The following is a 21,830-nucleotide window of genomic DNA, read 5'->3' on the forward strand; positions in this document are numbered from 1 at the left end:
TTCGTGGCCAAGGGGCGCCCGCCTGTCCCGGCGAGCAGCCGCCCGTGACGCTGCCGGGCAGCAGACGCCGCCGCCCGTGACGCAGCCGGGTAGGACCGCTCAGTGGGCCAGCCCCGCCAGCAGGTTCACCGTGACGGCGATGATGAACGCGCCGAACAGGTACGACACCATCGAGTGCCGCAGCACCGTGCGACGCATCTCGTTGCTGGTCAGGTTGGTGTCGGAGACCTGGAACGTCGCCCCGATGGTGAACGCCACGTACGCGAAGTCCGTGTACCGGGGCGGTTCGGGCTGGTTGAAGTTCACCCCGCCGTCGGGGCCGGTGTAGTAGATCCGGGCGTAGCGTGCCGCGAACACGGTGTGCACCACCAGCCAGGACAGCAGCACGCTGAAGACGCCGAGCCCGCCGTACAGGTCCCGGTGCAGGCCGGGTGGCGCCGAGTGGGCGCTTGCCACGACGAGGCCGACGGCCAGCAGGCTGGCGAGGCAGGCGATCAGGAGCACCACGTCCCGGGTGGCCCGGTTGGGGTCCTCGTGCACGGCGAGTCGGGCGGTGCGGGCGGCGTCCATCGGCCAGAGCTTGCGCCACACCAGCACCAGCCAGCTCAGCGCGGCGGCGTCCCAGCCGGCCAGTGGGGCGAGCGACGGCGACAGCGTCAGGGCGAAGACCCCGCCGGCGATGACGCCGGCCACCGCCACGACGACGAGTTGCGTCGCCGCCGGGGTGTGCCCGTCCGGGGGGCGGGACAGCGGACCCGTGCCGGTCATGGGCGGCTCACGGCTGGGTCCGCCACCGCCGGATCAGATGCCGCGCAGATGCTGCGACACCCGGTTGTGCTTCTTGTCCCGGGCCTGCGCGGCGCGTTGTGCGGGGCCCACCTCGGGGGCGGCCTCGATGCCGGCGGACCGGGCCACCTCGTTGCCGTTGGCGTAGTCGACGGGCGGCAGGGCGCGCAGCGCCTTGAGCACGTCCGGCGGGGCGCCCTCCCGTTCGGCCTCGCGGACCACGTCGTCCTTCTCGGCCGGGTAGTCCAGGCTCGACAGGTACTGCAGGACGTCCGCGTAGCTCGCCATGTCTGGGGCTCCCTCGGGGCATCGATGTGGTCACGACCGGCGGCGGTTACCCGCCCGCCGCCTGCTCACGCCCGGGTCGCCGGAGGAAATCGCCCGGCCCGAGCGAGGAAATCGGCGTCGTTTCCACCGCACGGCCGCGGGTACCCGCAGGCGCCGTCGACAAGCCCGAGGGAGTACGCGATGAACTACGACACCTTCGTCGATCAGGTTTCCCAGCGCACCCGCACGCCGTCCGAGCAGGCGGTCGAGCTGACCCGGGCGGTGTTGGAGACGTTCGCCGAGCGGCTGACCGGCGGCGAGGTGCTGGACCTGGCCGCGCAGCTTCCGCAGCCGCTGCAACTGGTGCTGAAGCCGAGCCCGAGCACCGAGCAGGCGGACCGGTTCGGGGCCGCCGAGTTCGTGGCGCGCGTCGCGCTGCGTGCCCGGGTGCAGGAGCCGGCCGCGCGCGACGCGGTCCGGGCGGTGTTCACCACCCTGCGCGAGGCGATCACGGGCGGGGAGTTCGACGACGTGGCGACCCAGTTGCCGCGTGACTACCGGGGTCTCGTGGAGCAGGCGATGGCGCCGGGCGCGACGTTGCGCCGCACCTGACAGGTACGGGCACACAGCGGTTGGCCAGGGCAACCATCGACGTCCGGCTTGGCGTGTCGATCCGGCCTGGCCTAACCTTGTCGTGCGAGGGGAGTACTTCCCACGAACCATTCCGGTCAGTACGGCACGCCCGGCGTGCCTCGGGTGGTTGCCCATCTCCGATGGGTGAAGGAGACCTCGAACATGACACGGTGTTCGAGGAGACCCCATGACCGAATTGTCATACCTGGCCGCGGCGAGTGACCTGTCGTCGGTGGGTACGCCCACGCTCTGGGCGCTGACCATCGCCGGCGTGGTGCTCCTGCTGGTGCTGGACTTCCTGGTGACGCGCAAGCCGCACGAGGTGTCCATGCGGGAGGCGATCGGCTGGTCGGCGTTCTACGTCGCGCTGCCGCTCGCGTTCGGCGGTTGGGTCTGGTCCCGCTACGGCTCCGAGCAGGGCGTGCAGTACCTGACCGGTTACCTGGTGGAGAAGTCCCTCTCGGTCGACAACCTCTTCGTCTTCATGCTGCTGCTGGCCGCGTTCGCGGTGCCGGCCGTGCTCGCCCAGCGGGTGCTGCTCTACGGCATCGCCGGCGCGCTGGTGCTGCGGGCGGTCTTCATCGCCCTCGGCGCGGCGGCGCTGCAGACCCTCGACTTCGCGTTCCTGCTCTTCGCGATCATCCTCATCGCCACCGCGGTGAAGCTGCTGCGCGACGCCCTCGCCGGGCACCAGCAGGAAGTCGACATCAACACGATGCGCTCGGTGAAGCTGCTGCGCAAAATCATGCCGGTGGTCGACGAGTACCACGGCGCGCGGATGACCGTGCGGCAGGGCGCGAAGCGGGCACTCACCCCGTTCGCCCTGGTGGTGGTCGCGGTGCTGGCCACCGACGTGGTCTTCGCCGTCGACTCGGTGCCGGCCGTCTACGGCATCACCGAGGACCCGTACCTGGTCTTCGCCACCAACGCGTTCGCCCTGCTCGGCCTGCGGGCGCTCTACTTCGTCCTGCACGCGGCGCTGAGCCGGCTGGTGCACCTCAGCTACGGCCTGGCGATCATCCTGGCGTTCATCGGTCTCAAGCTGGGCCTGCACTGGGCGCACGGCATCTGGCCGAGCGTGCCGCAGATCCCCACCCTGGCCTCGCTCGGCGTGATCATCGGCGTGCTGGCAGTGGTGACCCTGACCAGCCTGCGCGCCACCCGGGGCGACACACCCGAGCAGCGAGAGGTCGTGACCGAACGGCACTGACCGCGCCGCGCCGGGCCGACGAGGGGGTACGCGGGAAAGCTCCCGCCCTGGCCGGCCCGGGTGGTACGACTGTGCCATGGGAATCGTGTCACCGGGCTTCTCGGGTCGGCCCCGCTCACAGGAGCCGGCCCTGCCACCCGGTCAGTACCTGACCGAGGACTTTCCGGTGCTCTCGGCCGGCCCGACACCCCGGGTCTCCCTGGACACCTGGGAGTTCGTCATCTCCGCCGAGAACGGCACCGAGTACCGGTGGTCGTGGCAGGAGCTGATGGCGCTCCCGCAGGAGACCCCGATGGTCGACATCCACTGCGTCACCCACTGGTCGAAGCTCGGCACCACCTGGCAGGGCGTCTCCCTGGACACGCTGCTCGACGGCGTGGACACCGGCGCGCACTTCGCGCTCGCCCACTCGTACGGCGGGTACACCACCAACCTGCCGCTTGACGACCTGCGCGGCGGCCGGGCCTGGGTGGCGCACACGTTCGACGGGGCGCCGCTGCCGGCCGAGCACGGCGGGCCGGCGCGGCTGCTGGTGCCGCACCTGTACTTCTGGAAGTCCGCCAAGTGGGTGCGCGGCATCCGGCTCAAGACGATGGACGAGCCGGGATTCTGGGAGACGGCCGGCTACCACGACTACGGCGACCCGTGGCGCGAACAGCGGTACCAGGGTGACTGAGCGGGCCGTGGCGACGGGCACCCCGGCCCGCGCGCCGATCAAGTGGCAGGTGGCGCGGCTGGTCGAGCGCCGGGTGGAGACGCCGACCGCGCAGACGCTCGTGCTGGAGGTGCCGGACTGGCCGGGACACCTGCCCGGACAGCACGTGGACGTGCGGTTGACCGCGCCGGACGGCTACCAGGCCGCCCGGTCGTACTCGGTCGCCGGTCCGGCAGTGGACGGCCCCGACGGCCCGCGCATCGAGGTGACGGTCCAGCGGGTGCCCGACGGCGAGGTGTCGCCGTACCTCATCGATGTCTTCGGCGCCGGCGACCCGGTGGAGGTCCGCGGACCGCTCGGTGGCTGGTTCATCTGGCGGTCGGAGGACACCGCGCCGGTGCAGCTGGTCGCGGGTGGCTCCGGCATCGTGCCGCTGATGGCGATGATCCGGGCGCGGCGGGCGGTCGGCAGCAAGGTGCCGTTCCGGCTGATCTACTCGGTGCGCACCGCGCAGGACGTGATCTACGCCGACGAGCTGCGCCGCCGGGGCCGCGACGACTTCGGCCTCGATGTGGCGTACGTGTACACCCGAGAGGCGCCCGACGGCTGGCGCGGCGAGCCGCACCGGGTCGGGCTGGCGGATGTGAACACCCATGGCTGGCCGCCGGACCTGGAACCGCTCACCTACGTGTGCGGCCCGACCGGGTTCGTGGAGGCCGTGGCCGATCTGCTGGTGGGCCTGGGCCACTCGTCGCGGCGGATCAGGACCGAACGCTTCGGCCCCACCGGCTGAGAGCCCTGGCGGCCCGCCCGCCGACTGCCCCGCCCGCCGACGCAACGTCGAGGAGACCCGATGACCGAGATGTCGTACCTGGACGGCAACATGCTCGACGGCCCGATGCGCGAGCTGTTCACCGTCGACCTGAGCACCGCGATGGGCCGCTGCGAGAACTGCGGGATGACCGGCTCGATGGCCAGCCTGCACGTCTACTCGCACGCCCCGGGTCTGGTCGCGCGCTGTCCGTCCTGCGAGTCGGTGATGGTGCGGCTGGTCCGCGCGCCGGACCGGGCCTGGCTGGACATGCGCGGCGTCACCTACCTCCAGGTGCCGATGCCGATGGAGCAGACGCTTCCCGAGCCGCTCTGACCGGTCGCTTGGCGCTCGCACCGCTGCGACAGACTGGCCGGATGAGCACCGGTCGGTGGCGGGGCGTACCAGTGCGGGTCCGGCTGGTCGTGTCGGCGGCCGTGCTGGTCCTCGCCTACGGCGCCGTCGTGCACGTCCTCCAGTTGTTCGTCCCCGGGCTGCGACCGCAGGTCGCCCTGCCCGGGTGGCTTGCGGTCTACTTCGCGTCCCTGACCCTGTGGGATCCGTTGGCGGCGCTGCTGCTGGCGGCTCGCCGCCCGGCGGGGCTCGCCCTGGGCTGCGCCGTGCTGGTGACGGACGCCGCCGCGAACGGGTACGCCAACTACGTGCTCGACCCCGCCGGTGGCGTCACCCCGGGCCGGATCGGGCAGGCCGTGATCACCGCCCTCGCCGTCGCCCTGGTCGCGCTCACCCCGTCGCTGGCCCGGTGGTACGCCCGCCGGGTCACTCCGGGACGATGAGAGGTTCCACCAGCAGCCACCTGCTGACCGGCCCACCGGCGGGCGCTGGTGCGCCCGACCCGGACCGGGCACCTGCCGCACGGGTTCTGATGTGCCCCTGGCGAGGGTAGGGGTAACTCCCAACCCGACTGGGGGCTGGCAGGATCGAGCAAGATCTGGAAACCGTGGAAGCTCGTTTCCATGACCACGCAGAGGATCTCCCGGTTCCATCGGGCCGCCCTGGCCCTCGTCCTTCCCGTCGCCGTGACAGCGGCAGTCGCCGGGTGTGATGACTCGGCGGCGCCGAAGGCCGCGCCCACGGCCAGTTCGGTAGCCGCGGCTCCCTCGACCTCGGCAAGCGCGGCCGGCCCGGCAAGCGCGGCCCCGGCCGCGGGCTTGCATATGATCGCCAACAACGGGCATCAGCTTGCCTTCCACGTCACGCCGGGAAGTTCTCCCACCATCGTGCTGGACGCCGGCGGTGGCGAGGACTCCTCGTACTGGGATGCCCTGGTGCCGCAGCTGTCAAAGGCCACCGGATCGCAGATCATCACCTACGATCGGGCCGGCCTGGGCGCCAGCGAGGAGGTTAAGGGCCCATGGGACCCCAAGGCCGCCGCCTCCGACCTGCAGGCCGGTCTGCGTGAACTCGGCGTCACCCAGAACGTCGTCCTCGCGGGCCACTCGCAGGCAGGAGAGGTGGCCCACTACTTCGTCCTCGCGAACCCCGGCGTTGTCTCCGGCGCGGTGCTCATCGATGCCAACGTGCCGCAATTCTTCACCGACACCCAGATCCAACGCCTCGTCGCGCTGACCGCGCCGCAGATCGAGGAGCTCAAGAAGGCGCCGTCGACGAAGGCGAACCGCCAGCTCATCGCCACGGCCGACAACTTCGGGCCCACGCACCAGGCGTACCACAAGGTCTCCTGGCCCGACGGCGTTCCCGTCATCTATGTCGTGTCGGACAAGACGCCCTTCGATGGATCTCCGCAGGACGCTCAGGCCTGGCGCGACGCGGCAGCGGCGTTCACCAAGGCGGGGCCCGACCGCACACTCGTCGTCGCCGAGGGAAGCTCGCACGACGTTCCCCAGGACAAGCCCGCCCTGGTGCTCAAGGACATCGAACAGATGACCGCCACCGTCAAGTAAAGCGCCGTAGGCGAGCGCGACAAGCCACCCGGTCCGGATCCCGATGACGGCGAGGTGGTGGTCGAGATTCGGGGAGCGGGCCGGAACTGCTTACGCGATGGGTAGCGTGTGTGCGGGTGTCGATCGATCGAGCCGCCGATCGCGATGCGAGCCTCCGTGGACCACGGACGGACACCATGGTCGCTGGATCCCACGCGACGTGGGGGGACACCGACCGTGGGGAAGTGCGGATCGCCGGCCAACATGAATCACCAGCCCTGCGGTTCGGCACGATGCGCAATGGTGGAGTGAGATGACCGATAACAGCGGAACCGCCCGGTCCGGCGGCTCCTCGTCCTCGCGGGAGGGCTCCGGGCCGGGTCGCGTCGCTCGCAGCGGTCCGATTCCGCGCTCCGCGCTGGCCCAGCGGATGAGCCTGCTGGGCTGGTCGCTGGTGCTGCTGCCGGGCGCGGTCCTAGGTGCCGTGCTCGCCACACTCTGGATCACCTCGATATCGATCGTCGCGCTTGGTGCCGGAATCCCACTGACCCTGCTCGCGACCGTACTGGTGCGCTGGTTTGCCGACCTGCATCGCCGGTGGGCCGCCGACCGGCTCGGCGAACCGGTGCCCGCCCGGCCCTATCAGCCGACGCCGGACGCCGGGTGGCCCGTGCGGCTCTGGACGATCCTGCGCGACCCGGCGACGTGGCGGGACTGGATCTGGTTGGTGGTCAACTCGATCACCATTTGGTTGAGCTGCGGACTGTCGCTGCTGTTCTTCGTCTTCGGAGTCGCATACCTGTCCTATCCACTCATCTATCAGCTGACGCCGTCTCAGGTATTCCGCACTCCGATGGGGGAGGGCTTCCGGCTGCACAGCGTCGCGCAGTCGTTCGGGCTCGTACCGCTCGGTCTGGTTTTCCTTCTGCTCTGGTACGTCACTGCGGTGCGCCTCGCGAACCTCAACGCTCGGGTGATCCGCGCTCTGCTCGGTCCCACCGAACAGGCGCGCCTGCGGGCCCGCGTCCAACAGTTGGCGACCTCGCGAGCTGAGACCGTCGACACCCAGGCCGGTGAACTGCGCCGAATCGAACGCGACCTGCACGACGGCGCGCAGGCCCGGCTGGTGTCGCTGGGTATGAGCCTGGGCTTGGCCGAACAGTTGCTGCCCAACGATCCGCAGGCCGTCCAGCAGTTGCTGGCCGAGGCCCGCGAGTCGACCTCCAGCGCCCTCACCGAGCTGCGCGATTTGGTACGAGGCATCCATCCGCCGGTATTGGCCGACCGTGGCCTGGACGGCGCACTCAAGGCCTTGGCCCTGGTCAATCCGATCCCGATCACGGTGGTGACCCGCCTACCCGGACGGCTGCCAGCCCCGATCGAGTCCGCGGCCTACTTCGCCGTCGCCGAGGCCTTGTCGAACGCCATCAAGCACGCCCAGGCCCAGCAGATCCGGATCACCGTGGAGTTCGCACCCCACCGGGGCGGCGCTGCCGGGGAACTGACAATGCTGGTGTCCGACGACGGCCGTGGGGGTGCTTCGATCGATGCCGGCACGGGCCTGCGTGGCATCGTCCGTCGCCTGGCGCCCTTCGACGGCACGCTGACCGTTGACAGCCCGCCGGGCGGGCCTACCGAGGTGAGGATGTCGCTGCCGTGCGTATCGTGATAGCCGAGGACCTCGCCCTGCTCCGCGAGGGCCTGATCAGGATCCTGCGGGCCAATTCATTCGAGGTCGTGGAAGCCGTTGACAACGGCCCCGCGCTGATCCGGTCGCTGACGACGCACCGCCCCGACGTCGCCATCGTCGACGTGCGGTTGCCGCCGACCTTCACCGACGAGGGGCTGCGTTCCGCGATCGAGGCCCGCCGCCAGATTCCAGGGCTGCCCATCATGGTGCTGTCGCAGTATGTCGAGCAGATCTACGCCAGGGAGCTGATGTCAGATCGCGCGGGCGCGGTGGGCTACCTGTTGAAGGACCGGGTTACGGACGTCGACCAATTCGTCGCCAGTGTCCGGCAGGTCGCTACCGGCAGCACCGTTATGGACCCCGACGTGGTGAGTGCGCTACTCACCCACCGCTCCACCGACCCCAAGCTCCTGGAGCTGAGCCCACGCGAGCATGAGGTCCTCACCCTGATGGCCGAGGGCCGCTCGAACGCTGCGATCGCCGCCCGGATGTTCGTCACCGAGAAAACCGTCAGCAAACACAGCAACAGCATCTTCACCAAGCTCGGTCTCAAGCCCTCCGAGGACGACAACCGCCGCATCCTGGCGGTCCTCGCCTACCTGGAAGGCTGAGTCCTTGGCCTCTGCCCCACGATGTGTGCGACCTGATCACGGATGAGGAACGCCACGGGCGGCGCGTGGCCGCCGCGTCGAGGCAGCACGTGCTGCCTCTTCCCGGCGGCCCCGATCCGGTGTCCCGGACTCAGCGCACGATCTCCGCGAGCACGTCGACCTGCCCGGGGTCGGCGCCGTAGCAGTACAACACCAGTTCGTCCGCGCCGAACTCCCGGTACGCGGCCACGGTGTCGGCGATCTGGGCCGGGTCGCTCAACGGCTCACCCCACCCCGGCCGGCCGGTGAACGCGTAGTAGGCGGCGATGGCGACACGCGCCTCGTCGATCGTGGCGGCCGAGCCGACCGCGACGTTGACCTGGCACACCAGGCGCGGCCGGCCGGGACGGCCCGCCGCCTCCCACCCCTCCTGCACGGTACGGACCAGGGGGCCGGCCCAGGTCAGGGGTGCCGCGCAGACGAACCCGTCGGCGTAGCGCCCGACGCGTCGCAGTGCCGGCGCGGCGAACCCTCCGATCAGCATCGGTGGCCCTCCGGGCGTGGTGGGGCGGGGTCCGATCGTCGTCCCGCGGTACGGCTGGCCCGCCAGATCTCGCGCAGGGCGGTGAGTTGCGCGTCGAGCAGCCGACCCCGCTGCCCGATCGGGGTGCCGGCGGCAACGTGGTCGTCGTCGCGACCACCGACGCCGATGCCGAGGACGAACCGGCCGGCGGACATCCGGTCGAGGGTGGCGACCTGCTTGGCCAGCAGGGCGGTCTCGCGCAGCGGGCCCAGCAGGACCTCCGTCTGGAGGCGGATGCGCGTCGTGGCGCCGGCGAGGACCGCCAGGGCGGTCAACGGTTCGGGATTGTCGAACGTGAGGCGGTCCAGCAGGGCGAGGCTGTCGAAGCCGCGTGCTTCGGCGGCGGTGGCCCAGTCGAGCAGGCGGGCCGGTGCGCTGATGGGCAGGCCGAGGCCGATGTCCATGTCGATCTCCGTACGGTAGGCAGCGTGAACTGAAGCCGCCACCTCCTCCTCGCCCACGGCGAGGTCCCGAGTTCATCTGCGACGTGTTTCTCGAACCAGGGATACGAAGTTCCGCGCCAACTGTACGCGGCATCCGCCGGGGCATCGCGGCGCGCGATGATCGACTCCGTTTCACCGAAATCGGGGTGTCCGAGCGCCCGGGACACCCCGACTTCGAGGATGTCGAGTCGATCAACCGCCGCCGTGGCGAAAACTCGGGTGCGGGTGGCACGGGGGGATCCGTAGGCTCCGATCTCCGGCCCGTCCGGGCTGCCCCGTCCACGGATCGGAGATGAGCGCAGCGATGGCCAGTCACCTCTTCGCGGTGTGTTTCGGCGCGAACGAACCCCTGCGTGTCGCGCGGTTCTGGTCCGAGATCCTGGGTCGGGAGCTGGTCGACGACCCCCGCGACGGTGCCCTCGTGCTGCCCGACGACAAGAGCGGCTTCCGGCTGCGGTTTCCGCAGATCCCGGAGCCGAAGCTTCTGCAGAACCGGGCGCACCTCGAACTGACAAGCGACTCGCCGGAACACCAGCGGCAGACGGTGGCCAGGGCGCTGGAGCTGGGCGCGCGGCACACCGATGTCGGTCAACTCCCGGAGGAGAGCCACGTCGTGCTCGCCGACCCCGAGGGCAACGAGTTCTGCGTCCTCGGGCCGGGCAACACGTTCCTCGCCGGCTGCGGTTTCCTCGGTGATGTGGCCTGCGACGGAACGCAGGCCGTCGGCTACTTCTGGAGCGAGGCGCTCGGGTGGCCGCTGGTCTGGGACCAGGACGAGGAGACCGCCATCCAGTCACCCCTGGGTGGCCCGAAGCTCGCCTGGGGCGGGCCGCCGTTGATGCCCAAGGGGAGTAGGGACCGGGTGACGTTCGACCTCGCCGTGGACGACGGCGACGACCAGCAGGCCGAGGTCGACCGTCTGGTCTCCCTCGGCGCCACACTGATCGCCGCCGACGGGGAGGGCGCGGTGGTGCTGGCCGACCCCGACGGCACCGAGTTCCGCCTGCTGACGCGCCGCTAGGCCTCACCGCCGCCGTCGTCGCTGCCACCCGACGAGCCCGTGCTGCGCTGAGCGCCGGGTTCGGGGCGCGCGAACGTGCACGATGTGGGGTGCCAGAGAGCCTGGCTAGGCTGGACGCGTGACTGATGCGGCGGGGCCGATCGAGCCGTCCGGGGTGTGGTCCACAGCCGTCGGCGTGGCCCGGGTGCGGGCGATGGAGACGGCACGCGAGCAGCCGCTGTTCCGGGATCCGCTGGCGCTGGCCTTCGCCACGGCCGGCGGGAGAGGCCCCGCGACGCCGCCGCCCTCGCACGCGGACGAGGCGGCGCGACGCCGCTGGCTCGGTGTGGCCTTCTCGATCGTCATCCGGACGAAGTTTCTGGACGACCTGCTGGATCGGGCGGTCGCGTCCGGCATCCGGCAGGTCGTGCTGCTCGGCGCCGGGATGGACAGCAGGGCCTTCCGGATGGACTGGCCCGCGGGCACCCGATTGTTCGAGGTCGACACGGCCGAACCGCTCGGCTTCAAGGCCGCGGTGCTGCGTCAGGAGCGTGCCGTTGCGCGCTGCGAGCGGATCACCGTCCCCGTCGACCTCCGCGAGGACTGGCCCGGCGCCCTGGCCGCGGCCGGGCACGATCCGGCGCAGCCGACGGTGTGGATCGCCGAGGGGCTGTTGATCTATCTACCCGAGGAGGCGGTGGAGTCGCTGCTCGAACGGGTCGGCGCGCTGTCCGCCCGGGGCAGCAGGATGGGCCTCACCCTGGGTTCGCGCGGTGTGGTCGACCGCTTTCGCGAGGGCGCCGCCTCGGGATCGGCGGCGTCGATGTGGCTCTCGGAGATGCCAGAGGACCCGGTCGGCTGGCTGGCCGGCCTCGGCTGGGAGGCGGAAACCTTCACCCTGCGCGAGCGCGCCGCTGCCTACGGGCGTCCGGTGCTCACCCCGCCGCAGCAGGACGAGGGCGTGGGCGGGCTCGTCTCGGCGGTTCGCGCCGCGCACTGAGCACGACGAGGGCCGGGGTGTGGGTCAGGCCGGCGTGAGGAGGCAGAACTCGTTGCCCTCCGGGTCGGCCAGGACGGTCCACGGGACGCTGCCCCCGCCCAGGTCCGCGTCGGTGGCGCCGAGAGACCGCAGTCGGGCCGCCTCGCCCTCCAGGTCGTCGCCCGGGTAGGGGCGGACGTCGAGATGGACGCGGTTCCACACCGTCTTCACGTCGGGCGTGCGGAGAAACTGCAGGTACGGGCCGACGCCCTGAGCCGAGCGCAGCACCGCGCTGTGGTCGGTCACCTTGTGCACGGTCCAGTCCGTGGCCTCGCCCCAGAAGCGGGCCATGAGACGCGGATCCGCGCAGTCGACCACCACCGACGCGATCGGTCCCGTTTCCTCGTAGAGCGAGTCCAGCACGCAGAACTCGTTGCCCTCCGGGTCGGCCATCACCGTCCACGGCACGTCGCCCTGGCCCACGTCCGCGAGGGTCGCGCCGAGACCCTTCAGCCGCGCCACCACCTCCGCCTGGTGTTCCGCCGAGGTGGTCGCCAGGTCGACGTGCACGCGGTTCTTCACCGTCTTGGGTTCCGCGGAGACGACGAGGTCGATGCAGACGGCGACGGGATCGGGGTAGACGAAGCCCTCGGGTTCGAGGTTGGTGACACCCGGTCCCTCGCTGGAGATGCCCCAGCCGAGCGCCTTCGCCCAGAAACCGCCCAGGGCGGCGTCGTCGCGAGCCTTCATGTTGATCTGCACAAGCCGCGTTGCCATGCCCACGATCCTAAACAGGGGCGCGGCCGGTGCGAACGGCGTACGCCCGCCTCATCTTGATGTAGTTTCCGCAGCCGGCCATCGAGCACCAGCGGCGGGCCTGGTTGCGCGACGCGTCGTAGTACGCCCAGCGGCACGTGTCGCGGGCGCAGACCTTGAGTCGCCGCCACGAGCCGTCCACGTCGCACTGCCGGATGGCGTCGATGAGCCCGGCCACCGCCTCATCGAGCGGCGCGCCGCCGACGGCGACCAGGCGGTGGCCGTCGGCGGTGAAGCGCGGCGCGACGGGCGTCGCCGCCAGGACCCGGTTGAGGCCATCGAGCGCGGCGGGGTCGCCGTGGTGGCCGGCGTGCCCGAGCAGCACGGCACGCAGGCCCTCCCGGATCGTCACGGCCGCGTCGAGGTCGGCCGGCCCGAGGCGTACGCGGGCCGGCAGCAGCCGCCGCTCGACGAACCAGTCGCGCAGCCGCTCCGGGCTGGTAAGCGTTTCGTCGTCGATCTGCGGCTCGACGGTGTTCACGAAGTCCCGCAGCAGCCGGGCGGCGGCCGGCACCGCGCTGTCGTCGTCCACCGCTCACCCCTTTCGCGTCACACCACCGTAGCGCCTTGACAGGTGTGAAAACGCCTGCGAGGGTCGGAACCACACCGGCAAAGCGGTTTTGCCGGTGTGAGAACTGACCGGGGGAGGGCGGCTGTGGCTTCCACGCTCAAGGACGTGGCCCGGCTCGCCGGGGTGTCGGTGAAGACCGTCTCCAACGTGGTCAACGACTATCCCCACGTGAGCGCCGACGTCCGGCGTCGGGTCGAGGCCGCCGTCGCCCACCTGCGCTACCGGCCGAACGCGTTCGCCCGGACCCTGCGCACCGGCCGCACCGGCGTCCTCGCCCTGGTCCTGCCCGACGCCGACCTGCCGTACGCCGACGACCTCGCCCGCGAGGTCGTGCATGCCGCCGCGCGTCGGGGCTACCGGGTCGTCATCGAACACGAGCGCGCCTCGCCCGACCCGGACGAGGGCCGGTCGATGCCCGTGGACGGCGTGCTGGTCGGTGCGCCGGGCTACCTGGCCGAGACGCTCGCCGCCGCGGGTCGACCCGTCGTGCTGGTCGGGGGCGCTGCCCGCGACCCGCGGTGCGACCAGATCCGCGTCGACCTCGCCGGCGCGGCCGAGGACGCGACCAGCCATCTGCTGCGCACCGGCCGTCGGCGGATCGCCGCGATCGGCGCGTACCCCCCGGGGTATGTCGGGACGTCGCAGCCGGGCACGGCCGGTTACCACCGGGCGCTGCGCGGCGCCGGGTTGACGCCCGTGCCCGGTCACCTGCTGCCCGCCCGGCACCACCGCCGGTCGGACGGCTATCACGCGGCCCGCGACCTGTTCGCGGGCCCGGACCGCCCGGACGCGATCTTCTGCTTCTCCGACCGCCTCGCGATCGGCGCGATGCGGGCCGCCTTCGACGCCGGGCTGCGCGTCCCCGCCGACGTCGCCGTGATCGGTGTCGGCGACGTCGAGGAGGGGCGTTACTCCCGGCCCACGCTCAGCACCGTCGCCGTGGACACCGGCTTTCTCGCCCGGGAGGCCGTGGCCCGTCTCACGGCACGGATCGGCCAGCCCGACGCCGCGACCGCCGAGGTCGTCGCGCCGCACACTGTGCTACCCCGGGAGAGCACGGGGGTGTGACGGAGGCCGGTTGGACAACGGCCGGGCCGGTCGGTCAGAGTGGTCGGCCGTGAGATACCTGCGCAGCGGTGGTCCCGCCGCGATCCGGCGACCCCGGCCCACCGACGTCGACGAGTTCGTGGCGGCCGCGCGGCGCAGCCGGGACCTGCACCATCCGTGGCTGGCCGCGCCGACGAGCCCGCAGGAGTACGACAACTACCTGCGTCGCATCCGCCGCCGGGACAGCGCCGGCTACCTGATCTGCGACCGGGCCAGCGGCGCCATCGCCGGCTACGTGAACATCAGCGGCATCGTGCTGGGCGCGCTGCGCGGCGGTTACCTGGGGTACGCGGCGTTCGAGCCGTACAGCGGCACCGGGCACGCCTCGGCGGGCATCGCGCTGGTGATCGACCACGCGTTCACGACGGCCGGGCTGCACCGCCTGGAGGCGAACATCCAGCCGGGAAACGAACCGTCGCGGCGGGTGGCCCGTAAGCTCGGCTTCCGCCTGGAGGGCTTCTCCCCGGACTACCTGTTCATCGACGGCGCGTGGCGCGACCACGAACGCTGGGCGATAACCGCCCCCACCCCACCTCCCGCGTGATCAAGAGGTTTGCGTCACCGCCGTCGGCGTGTCGCGACGCAAACCTCTTGATCAAGACGGGTCAGGCGCCGGGGCGGGGGAAGGCCACCGGGCTTCTGCGGCCTTCCCGGTCCACGGCGCGGATGCCGAAGAAGACGTTGTCCTTGGACAGGTCGATGCTGACCTCGGTGACGTCACCCACCGCGATCACCCGCTGCCATTCGGCGGCAGTGGTCTCCCGCCACACCACCTCGTAGCCGGCCAGGCCCGGCTCGTCGCCGCGCTGCCAGCGCAGCGTCGTGTTGTTGGTCAGGTCGGTGGTCACGATGACGGCGCCCTTGGGCGTGCCGGGCGCCTGGGCCAGCGACCACAGCGCCGCGCCGTTGACCCGGGCCACCCGGGCGATGTACGGGAAGTCGCAGAACTCGGGCAGGTCACCGAACTGCTGGCCGTCCTGCACGCGGACGTCCTGGTGCTGGTGGGCGAAGTCCTCGTTCGGCTCGGTGAACCGCGCCGCCGGCCAGCCCTCGCGCAGGAACGAGATGTGGTCGCTGCCGCGCAGGTAGCGGTCCCGCCGGTAGATCACCCGCACCCGCATGCCCGTCGCGTCGTTCTCCGCGACGTCCCGGACGAACCGGGCGAGCTGCCGCGACGGTGAGTCGTTCTCGCCGCCGACGGACTGCCGGGTGGTGGCCTCCGCCGGGGTCTCGGCGGTCGGCACCCCCTCGGCGAAGAGTCGCACCGCGTACGGGTCGCGGGTGCCGTCGTCGGCGGTGCTGCTGCCCACGATGTCGTCGCTGAACATGCCCTGCACGTCCGCGCCGGCCGCCTTGAACTGCGCGGCCAGGTACGCCGAGCCGTACAGGCCCTGCTCCTCCGCGGCGACCGCGGCGAAGACCACGGTGGCGGCGGTCGGCCGGGTGGCCATCAGCCGGGCCAGCTCCAGCACCACTGCCACGCCGGACGCGTCGTCGTCGGCGCCGGGCGCGTCGCTGACCGCGTCCATCACGTCGGTGACCCGGGAGTCGTAGTGGCCGGTCACCACGTAGGTGCGGTTCGGCGCGCTCTGGCCGCGCAGGGTGGCCACCACGTTGGTGATCCGGGTGGCGGTGGGGATCCGCGACGCCGGCTGCTGGACGTACGACTGGAGTTCGACTGTCATCCGGCCGCCGGAGGTGGCCGCGTACGCCTGCAATTGCGCGTGGGTCCAGTCCCGGGCGGCGCCGATGCCCCGCTGGGGGTCGTCCTGGCTGGAGAGGGTGTGCCGGGTGCCGAACGCGGCGAGGCGGCGCACGATCGCCTCGATCCGGCGTGGGTCGACCTGGCGTAGCAGCTCACGCAACTCGCGCTCGGGCCGCTGGGCGTGGATCGGGCGGCCGGGGCCGGCCGGAACGGCGTCGGTGGCGGCGGCGGGCGCGGTGAGGGCGGGCGCCGCGACGGTGGCGGCGGTCGCCGCGGTGGCGGCGGCCGAGGCGGACAGGAAGGTGCGGCGGGTGGACCTCGTGGGCCCCGCGCCGGTGTCGTCTGATCCCATTCCGGCATCCTGCCCATCGATGGTGGTGTCTGTCCATATCGTGCGGCGTCGATGAGTGCGGAGTTTTCACCCGGACCGGGTGATGACACTTAGTGACGATCTTCCTACGGTGGGTGTCATGGCTGCCGTGCGCGCGACCCCCGCAGACCCCACTCCCGGCCTGATGAGCGAGGCCGGGCAGAGCGGCGACCAGCGGGCCATGCCGCCCGAGCTGGGCCCCGACTCCCTCGCCGTCCTCAGCGGCCCCACCTTCATGTACTCGAATTCGAGCGGCGACGTCCCGCCGGGCAGCATCGGCGGCCTCGTGCACCTGGACACCCGGCTGGTCAGCGACTGGACCCTGACCGTCAACGGTGGCGCGCTGCTGGTGTTGCGGGCCCAGACGATCGAGCACTACTCCGCGCAGTACGTGCTCACCAACTCCGCGCTGCCCGCGTTGCCGCCGAACAGCCTGGGCCTGCGGCGGCTGCGCTACGTCGGCGACGGCTTCCACGAGCGGGTCGAGCTGCTTTCGTTCCAGCCGGAGCCGGTCCGGTTGGAGGTGCGCCTCGCCGTCGGCGCGGATTTCGCCGACCTGTTCGAGGTCAAGTCGGTGGTCCGGGACCGCTCGGCGGAGATCACCCGGGACCACGCCGCCGACGGCTCCGAGCTGTGCTTCTCCTACCGCAACGGGGACTTCTCCGCCCAGACCCGGGTGTGCTGCGTCCCGCCGGCGGACCGGATCGAGGGTGACGAGCTGGTCTGGGATCTGGACCTGCGCCCGCGCGAGCAGTGGAAGGTGGACCTGCACGTTCCGCTGCCACCCGGCATGGGAGTGGTCGAGCCGGTGCGTGGCGACATCGCCGACGTCGTCCACGGCCGGGTCGACGACCCGCTGCGCCGGTGGGTCGAGGACCGGGCCCTGCTGCGCAGCGACAACCAGGCGCTGGAACGCACCGTGCGGCAGTCCCGCGACGACCTGGCGGCGCTGCGGCTCGACCTGGAGGTCAAGGGCCAGAAGATCCTGTTGCCCGGCGCGGGGCTGCCCTGGTTCCTCAGCGTCTTCGGGCGGGACACGCTGATCAGCGCGTACCAGACCCTGGTGGCCGGGCCGTTGCTGGCCAAGGGAGCGCTGCTCGCGCTGGCCCGCCTCCAGGGCGAGACGTGCGACGACTTCACCGACGAGGAGCCCGGCAAGATCCTGCACGAGGTCCGCAGCGGCGAGCTGACCCGTACCGGCCAGAAGCCGTACGGACCGTACTACGGCACCGCCGACGCCACCCAGCTCTGGCTGATCCTGCTGTCGGAGTACTGGCGCTGGACCGGCGACGACGAGACCGTCCGGCACCTGGCCGACAACGCGATGGCCGCGCTGCGTTGGATCGACGAGTACGGCGACCGCGACGGCGACGGCTACGTCGAGTACGCCACCCGCTCCCCGGAGGGCCTGGGCAACCAGTGTTGGCGGGACTCGCCGGACGGGATCTGCTTCGCCGACGGGCGCATCCCGGTGCTGCCGCTTGCCACCGCCGACATTCAGGGCTACACCTACGACGCGAAGCTGCGGCTGGCCGAGCTGTTCGACGGACCGTTGGCCAACCCGTCCCTGGCCCGGCGCCTACGCGACGAGGCCGGCACCCTGTACGAGCGGTTCAACCAGGACTTCTGGATCGACGAACGGGGTGGCTACTACGCGGTCGCTCTCGACGGTGACAAGAACCTGGTCGACGCGAAGACGTCCAGCATGGGTCACCTGCTGTGGAGCGGGATCGTGCCGCCCGAGCGGGCCGAGGCGGTGGTCCGGCAGCTCATGTCCCCCGACATGTTCTCCGGCTGGGGCATCCGGACGCTGTCGCGCGAGGAGCGGCTCTACAACGCCCTCGGCTATCACCTCGGCACGGTCTGGCCGCACGACAACTCCATCGCCGTGCTGGGCCTGGCCCGCTACGGCTACCGGGCGGAGGCCAACCGGATCAGCCTCGCCATGTTCGACGCGGCCGAGCAGTTCGACCACCGGCTGCCCGAGGCGCTCAGCGGGTACGACCGCGAACGGCTGTTGTTCGCCGTGCCCTACCCGACGGCGTGCAGCCCGCAGGCGTGGGCCGCGGGCACTCCGCTGGCGCTGGTCCGCGCGCTGCTGGGGCTCAACCCGGTCGGCGGACGCCTCGTGATCGACCCGGACATCCCAGCGGAGCTGGGCCGGATCACCGCCGACCGGGTGCGCGCCTTCGGGCAGGAGTGGAGGGTGGAGGCGCTGGGCACCAGCGGTAACGTCCGGCTCCAGGCGAGCTGACCGTACGCCGACGTTTGTCCCGGGCTGCGACGGGAAACGGCCCGCAATGACGAAACCTCGTGTGGTGATCGTGGGGGCCGGGTTCGCCGGTTACCACGCGGCGAAGACGTTGAGCCGGATCGCCCGGGACCGGGCCGAGATCGTGGTGCTGAACTCCACCGACTACTTCCTGTACCTGCCGCTGCTGCCCGAGGTCGCGGCCGGGGTGGTCGAGCCCAAGCGGATCGCCGTGCCGCTGACCGGCACCCTCAAGGGCGTCCGGGTGGTGATCGGCGAGGCGGACCACGTCGACCTGCAGAACCGCTGGGTCGGCTTCACCCAGGCCGAGGGGGAGAAGAACCGCCTGGCGTACGACCGGCTGGTGCTCGCCGTGGGCAGCGTCAACAAGCTGCTGCCCATCCCGGGTGTCACCGAGTACGCGCACGGCTTCCGCGGCCTGCCCGAGGCCGTCTACCTGCACGACCACATCGTCCGCCAGATCGAGCTGGCCGAGCAGGCCGAGGACCCGGCGGAGCAGAAGGCGCGCTCGACCTTCGTGGTCGTGGGGGCGGGCTACACCGGCACCGAGGTGGCCGCGCACGGGCAGTTGTTCACCGACGCGCTGCACGCGCAGCGACCCCGGCTCACCGTCCGGCCCCGCTGGATGCTGCTCGACGTCGCACCCCGGGTGCTGCCCGAGCTGGACAAGCGGATGTCCGAGACCTCGCACAAGGTGCTCAACCGGCGTGGCGTGGACGTGCGGATGGGCACGTCGGTGGCCGAGGCGACCTGCGACGGGGTCAAGCTCACCGACGGCGAGTACGTGCCGACCTGCACGCTGGTCTGGTGCGTGGGGGTGCGGCCCGACCCGTTCGTCAACGAGCTGGGCCTGCGCACCGACCGGGGCCGGCTGGTCACCGACGAGTTCCTCAACGTCCCCGGCTACCCGGAGGTCTTCGCCTGCGGCGACGCCGCCGCCGTGCCCGACCTGGTCAACCCGGGCCAGATCTGCGGCATGACGGCCCAGCACGCGCAGCGGCAGGGCAAGCGGGTGGCGCACAACATCGCCGCGTCGTACGGCTTCGGCCAGCGCAAGCCGTACAAGCACCACGATCTGGGGTGGGTGGTCGACCTGGGGGGCAAGGACGCCGCCGCGAACCCGTTGCACGTCAACCTGGCCGGGCTGCCGGCCAAGGCGGTCACCCGGGCGTACCACCTGATGGCGATGCCGGGCAACCGCACCCGCGTGGGGGCCGACTGGGTGCTCGACGCCGCGCTGACCCGCTCGGCCGTGCAGTTGGGGCTGGTCCCGGCGAACGCGGTTCCGCTGGAGAGCACCTCACCGGAGGTCGCGGTGCACGGCCGCTGAGCGGAACCCGTCGGCCCGGTCGGTCAGCCCAGCGAAGGGGCGGGACCGGCCGGCGGACGTGGTTCGCCCGGGTCGGCCGGTGGCGGCGGGTTCAGCCGTCGTGGCCCGTACTCCCGCAGCAGGGTCTGGACGATGCCGGCGGCGGGGATGGCCAGCAGCGCGCCGAGCAGCCCGGCCAGCTCCGCCGCGAGCAGCACGCTCAGCAGCACTGTCAGCGGGTTGAGCCGAACCGCGCGCGCCAGGATCAGCGGCTGGAGCAGATGGTTCTCGACCTGCTGGTAGACCACGAAGAAGACGAGCACGACGACCCCGGCGGTGGGGGAGTGCAGGAATCCGGCCCCGGCGGCGATCACCGCGCCGATCGTCGCGCCGACAAGCGGTATCAGGTCGGCCACCGCCACCAGCAGCGCGATCACGCCCGCGAACGGCACCCCGGTCAGGGCCAGCACCACGAACGTCAACGCCCCGCAGATCACGCTGATCAGCAGGTTGCCGGTGAGATAGCCGGTCACCGTCCGCGACACCTCCCGGCCGACCCGGCGCAGACGCTCGCCCCGACCGTCCCCGGCCGCCGCGAGCACGCCGCGGGTGATCCGCGGCGATTCCAACACCATGAGGTACGCCAGCACGACGACGGTGACCAGCCCCGCGACCGTCTCCACCACGCCGCGCAGCACACCGACGGCGGGTTGTCGCAGCCGGCTGCCGAAGTCGCGCAACTGGTCGGAGTGCTCGCCCACGTAGCGCCGTGCTCCGGTGCGTTCCACGAGCTGGCCCACCGGGCCCCGTCCGGCGCGCGCGTCGCGCAGCAGTTCCGGCCCCCGCTCGGCGAACCGGCCCAGCTCGTCCAGCAGCGGCACCAGGATGACCGTGGCGAGGACCGCCACCACCACGAACGCGGCGAGGAACACGAGCAGCGTGGCTACGGCCCGCCTCCGGACGAACCGACGTTGCAGCCAGTCCACGGACGGCTTGAGCGCGACCGCGAAGAAGGCGGCCACCACCGCCCAGACCAGCACCCGGCGGGTCGCGTACACGAAGGCCAGCGCGAGCGCGGTCGCCAGCACCAGACCGATCACGATCAGGGCCCGGCGGGCGGTGGCCCGATCGTCGGCGTTGCTCACCCACCGCGCCTTCCCCGCCCACATCACCGGAAACCCGGCAATGCGGACGAGTCGCCCCGTCCTAGGCGTCGGCGTCGCTGAGCGGGTGGGCGCCGGCGACGAACGTGTCGAGCGCGGCGGCGTGCAGCAGCCCGCCGGGGACCGGATCGCGCAGGGCTGCCGCCGCGAGCCGGCCGACCGGCAGCCCGCCGGGACGGTGCGTCGCGGCGAGCACCAGGTTGCCGTAGCGCCGCCCGCGCAGCATCCGGCGGTCCCCGAACACGCAGACGTCCCCGAAGACGGCCCGCAACGTCGCCACCTGCACGCGGGTGCCCACCAGCGGCGGCAGGTCCGTCACGTTCACCAGAAACAGTCCACCGGGGCGCAGGGCGCGGGCCACCTCGGCCGCGAACTCCACGGTGCGGACGTGCGGGGGCATCCGGGCCGCCCGGTAGATGTCGGCGATCACCAGGTCGTACGCGCCGTCCGGGGCGGCCTTCACCGCGTCCCGGGCGTCGGTGACCTCGACGCGCACCTCGGGCGGCAGCGGCGGCAGTTCCCGGGCTACCAGCTCGACCACCGCACGGTCCCGCTCGACGACCCGCTGCGCGGAGCCCGGCCGCGTCGCGGCGAGCCAGCGCGGCAGCGTCAACGCGCCGCCGCCGAGGTGCAGCACGCTCAGCGGTACGCCCGCCGGGGCCGCCAGCTCCACCGCCGACGCGATCCGGCGGACGTACTCGAAGTGCAGGTGCCGCGGATCCTCGACATCCACGTACGACTGCTCGACGCCGGCGGAGAGCAGCGTCCGTCCGGTTCGGCGGACCGGATCGGCGACCAGCTCCAACCGGTCGGCGGCACGGTTCATGACGGCACGCTAACCGAGCCGGTGCCGGGTAATGCCGACGGGCCCGCGCCCGACCCCCCGACGTGCGCGCCCGCCGGTCCGACGCCGCTTGTCCGACGGGCGCGGGCCGACGTGTGCGGGCCGTCGAGGCGACGGGCGCG

24 protein-coding genes are annotated in these 21,830 nt (G+C 71.9%); 15 read left to right on the top strand and 9 right to left on the bottom strand.

What is annotated here, in order from left to right; all coding sequences use genetic code 11:
* Nucleotides 1-99 precede the first annotated feature (99 nt).
* Entirely contained in the window at nucleotides 100-768 is a 669-nt protein-coding gene (locus MILUP08_RS16200; RefSeq protein ID WP_007459512.1) for a DUF1345 domain-containing protein, read from the bottom strand.
* A 33-nt stretch (nucleotides 769-801) separates the two neighbouring features.
* Nucleotides 802-1,074: a DUF2795 domain-containing protein gene (locus MILUP08_RS16205; protein WP_007459513.1), complete on the bottom strand. Its 273-nt coding sequence runs from the start codon at nucleotides 1,072-1,074 to the stop codon at nucleotides 802-804.
* A 180-nt stretch (nucleotides 1,075-1,254) separates the two neighbouring features.
* On the opposite strand from MILUP08_RS16205, the gene MILUP08_RS16210 reads away from it, so the two are divergent.
* The 9 genes from MILUP08_RS16210 to MILUP08_RS16250 all read left to right on the top strand — a co-directional run bounded on the left by MILUP08_RS16210 (nucleotide 1,255) and on the right by MILUP08_RS16250 (nucleotide 8,567).
* Complete coding sequence (locus MILUP08_RS16210) at nucleotides 1,255-1,665, top strand: DUF2267 domain-containing protein (RefSeq protein WP_007459514.1); 411 nt, start codon at nucleotides 1,255-1,257, stop codon at nucleotides 1,663-1,665.
* 208 nt (nucleotides 1,666-1,873) lie between these two features.
* Entirely contained in the window at nucleotides 1,874-2,896 is a 1,023-nt protein-coding gene (locus MILUP08_RS16215; RefSeq protein WP_007459515.1) for a TerC/Alx family metal homeostasis membrane protein, read from the top strand.
* Nucleotides 2,897-2,972: 76 nt separating this feature from the next.
* On the top strand, nucleotides 2,973-3,572 hold the full coding sequence (locus MILUP08_RS16220; RefSeq protein WP_007459516.1) for a sulfite oxidase-like oxidoreductase: 600 nt from the start codon (nucleotides 2,973-2,975) through the stop codon (nucleotides 3,570-3,572).
* 7 nt (nucleotides 3,573-3,579) lie between these two features.
* Entirely contained in the window at nucleotides 3,580-4,344 is a 765-nt protein-coding gene (locus MILUP08_RS16225) for a ferredoxin reductase (protein ID WP_007459517.1), read from the top strand.
* Between the two features lie 60 nt (nucleotides 4,345-4,404).
* On the top strand, nucleotides 4,405-4,698 hold the full coding sequence (locus MILUP08_RS16230) for a DUF6510 family protein (protein WP_007459518.1): 294 nt from the start codon (nucleotides 4,405-4,407) through the stop codon (nucleotides 4,696-4,698).
* A 41-nt stretch (nucleotides 4,699-4,739) separates the two neighbouring features.
* Nucleotides 4,740-5,159, top strand: coding sequence for a hypothetical protein (locus tag MILUP08_RS16235; RefSeq protein WP_007459519.1), 420 nt, complete (start codon nucleotides 4,740-4,742; stop codon nucleotides 5,157-5,159).
* Nucleotides 5,160-5,339: 180 nt separating this feature from the next.
* Entirely contained in the window at nucleotides 5,340-6,287 is a 948-nt protein-coding gene (locus MILUP08_RS16240; protein WP_007459520.1) for an alpha/beta fold hydrolase, read from the top strand.
* A gap of 292 nt (nucleotides 6,288-6,579) precedes the next feature.
* Nucleotides 6,580-7,935, top strand: a complete 1,356-nt coding sequence (locus tag MILUP08_RS16245) for a sensor histidine kinase (RefSeq protein ID WP_007459521.1) — start codon at nucleotides 6,580-6,582, stop codon at nucleotides 7,933-7,935.
* Nucleotides 7,923-8,567: a response regulator gene (locus MILUP08_RS16250; RefSeq protein ID WP_007459523.1), complete on the top strand. Its 645-nt coding sequence runs from the start codon at nucleotides 7,923-7,925 to the stop codon at nucleotides 8,565-8,567. The genes MILUP08_RS16245 and MILUP08_RS16250 overlap by 13 nt, the downstream gene beginning before the upstream one ends.
* A gap of 130 nt (nucleotides 8,568-8,697) precedes the next feature.
* Here MILUP08_RS16250 and MILUP08_RS36720 read toward each other — a convergent pair whose 3' ends face one another.
* Entirely contained in the window at nucleotides 8,698-9,090 is a 393-nt protein-coding gene (locus tag MILUP08_RS36720) for an LLM class flavin-dependent oxidoreductase (protein WP_007459525.1), read from the bottom strand.
* Nucleotides 9,084-9,533 (bottom strand): LLM class flavin-dependent oxidoreductase, encoded by a 450-nt coding sequence (locus tag MILUP08_RS36725; protein ID WP_007459527.1) that lies wholly within the window; start codon nucleotides 9,531-9,533, stop codon nucleotides 9,084-9,086. The genes MILUP08_RS36720 and MILUP08_RS36725 overlap by 7 nt, the downstream gene beginning before the upstream one ends.
* A gap of 343 nt (nucleotides 9,534-9,876) precedes the next feature.
* On the opposite strand from MILUP08_RS36725, the gene MILUP08_RS16260 reads away from it, so the two are divergent.
* On the top strand, nucleotides 9,877-10,593 hold the full coding sequence (locus tag MILUP08_RS16260; RefSeq protein WP_007459529.1) for a VOC family protein: 717 nt from the start codon (nucleotides 9,877-9,879) through the stop codon (nucleotides 10,591-10,593).
* Nucleotides 10,594-10,711: 118 nt separating this feature from the next.
* Nucleotides 10,712-11,572 carry a class I SAM-dependent methyltransferase gene (locus tag MILUP08_RS16265; protein WP_007459532.1) on the top strand — a complete coding sequence of 287 codons (861 nt, stop codon included), beginning with the start codon at nucleotides 10,712-10,714 and terminating at the stop codon, nucleotides 11,570-11,572.
* Between the two features lie 24 nt (nucleotides 11,573-11,596).
* Here the strand turns inward: MILUP08_RS16265 and MILUP08_RS16270 are convergent, their stop codons facing one another.
* Complete coding sequence (locus MILUP08_RS16270) at nucleotides 11,597-12,328, bottom strand: VOC family protein (protein WP_039906107.1); 732 nt, start codon at nucleotides 12,326-12,328, stop codon at nucleotides 11,597-11,599.
* A gap of 10 nt (nucleotides 12,329-12,338) precedes the next feature.
* On the bottom strand, nucleotides 12,339-12,899 hold the full coding sequence (locus MILUP08_RS16275; protein ID WP_007459536.1) for a CGNR zinc finger domain-containing protein: 561 nt from the start codon (nucleotides 12,897-12,899) through the stop codon (nucleotides 12,339-12,341).
* Nucleotides 12,900-13,022: 123 nt separating this feature from the next.
* On the opposite strand from MILUP08_RS16275, the gene MILUP08_RS16280 reads away from it, so the two are divergent.
* Nucleotides 13,023-14,006, top strand: a complete 984-nt coding sequence (locus MILUP08_RS16280) for a LacI family DNA-binding transcriptional regulator (protein ID WP_007459539.1) — start codon at nucleotides 13,023-13,025, stop codon at nucleotides 14,004-14,006.
* A gap of 49 nt (nucleotides 14,007-14,055) precedes the next feature.
* Nucleotides 14,056-14,589: a GNAT family N-acetyltransferase gene (locus MILUP08_RS16285; protein ID WP_039908159.1), complete on the top strand. Its 534-nt coding sequence runs from the start codon at nucleotides 14,056-14,058 to the stop codon at nucleotides 14,587-14,589.
* 61 nt (nucleotides 14,590-14,650) lie between these two features.
* Here the strand turns inward: MILUP08_RS16285 and MILUP08_RS16290 are convergent, their stop codons facing one another.
* Nucleotides 14,651-16,102, bottom strand: a complete 1,452-nt coding sequence (locus tag MILUP08_RS16290; RefSeq protein ID WP_007459543.1) for a M20/M25/M40 family metallo-hydrolase — start codon at nucleotides 16,100-16,102, stop codon at nucleotides 14,651-14,653.
* Nucleotides 16,103-16,220: 118 nt separating this feature from the next.
* Between MILUP08_RS16290 and MILUP08_RS16295 the strand changes: the two genes are divergently transcribed.
* Both MILUP08_RS16295 and MILUP08_RS16300 read left to right on the top strand, forming a co-directional pair.
* Nucleotides 16,221-18,374 carry an amylo-alpha-1,6-glucosidase gene (locus tag MILUP08_RS16295; protein WP_007459545.1) on the top strand — a complete coding sequence of 718 codons (2,154 nt, stop codon included), beginning with the start codon at nucleotides 16,221-16,223 and terminating at the stop codon, nucleotides 18,372-18,374.
* Between the two features lie 46 nt (nucleotides 18,375-18,420).
* Nucleotides 18,421-19,722 carry an NAD(P)/FAD-dependent oxidoreductase gene (locus tag MILUP08_RS16300; RefSeq protein ID WP_007459547.1) on the top strand — a complete coding sequence of 434 codons (1,302 nt, stop codon included), beginning with the start codon at nucleotides 18,421-18,423 and terminating at the stop codon, nucleotides 19,720-19,722.
* Between the two features lie 23 nt (nucleotides 19,723-19,745).
* Here the strand turns inward: MILUP08_RS16300 and MILUP08_RS16305 are convergent, their stop codons facing one another.
* Entirely contained in the window at nucleotides 19,746-20,846 is a 1,101-nt protein-coding gene (locus MILUP08_RS16305; RefSeq protein WP_039908162.1) for an AI-2E family transporter, read from the bottom strand.
* A gap of 61 nt (nucleotides 20,847-20,907) precedes the next feature.
* Nucleotides 20,908-21,690 carry a spermidine synthase gene (locus tag MILUP08_RS16310; RefSeq protein ID WP_007459551.1) on the bottom strand — a complete coding sequence of 261 codons (783 nt, stop codon included), beginning with the start codon at nucleotides 21,688-21,690 and terminating at the stop codon, nucleotides 20,908-20,910.
* Nucleotides 21,691-21,830 lie beyond the last annotated feature (140 nt).

Source organism: Micromonospora lupini str. Lupac 08 (assembly GCF_000297395.2).
In the GTDB taxonomy this organism is placed as follows: Bacteria; Actinomycetota; Actinomycetes; order Mycobacteriales; family Micromonosporaceae; genus Micromonospora; species Micromonospora lupini.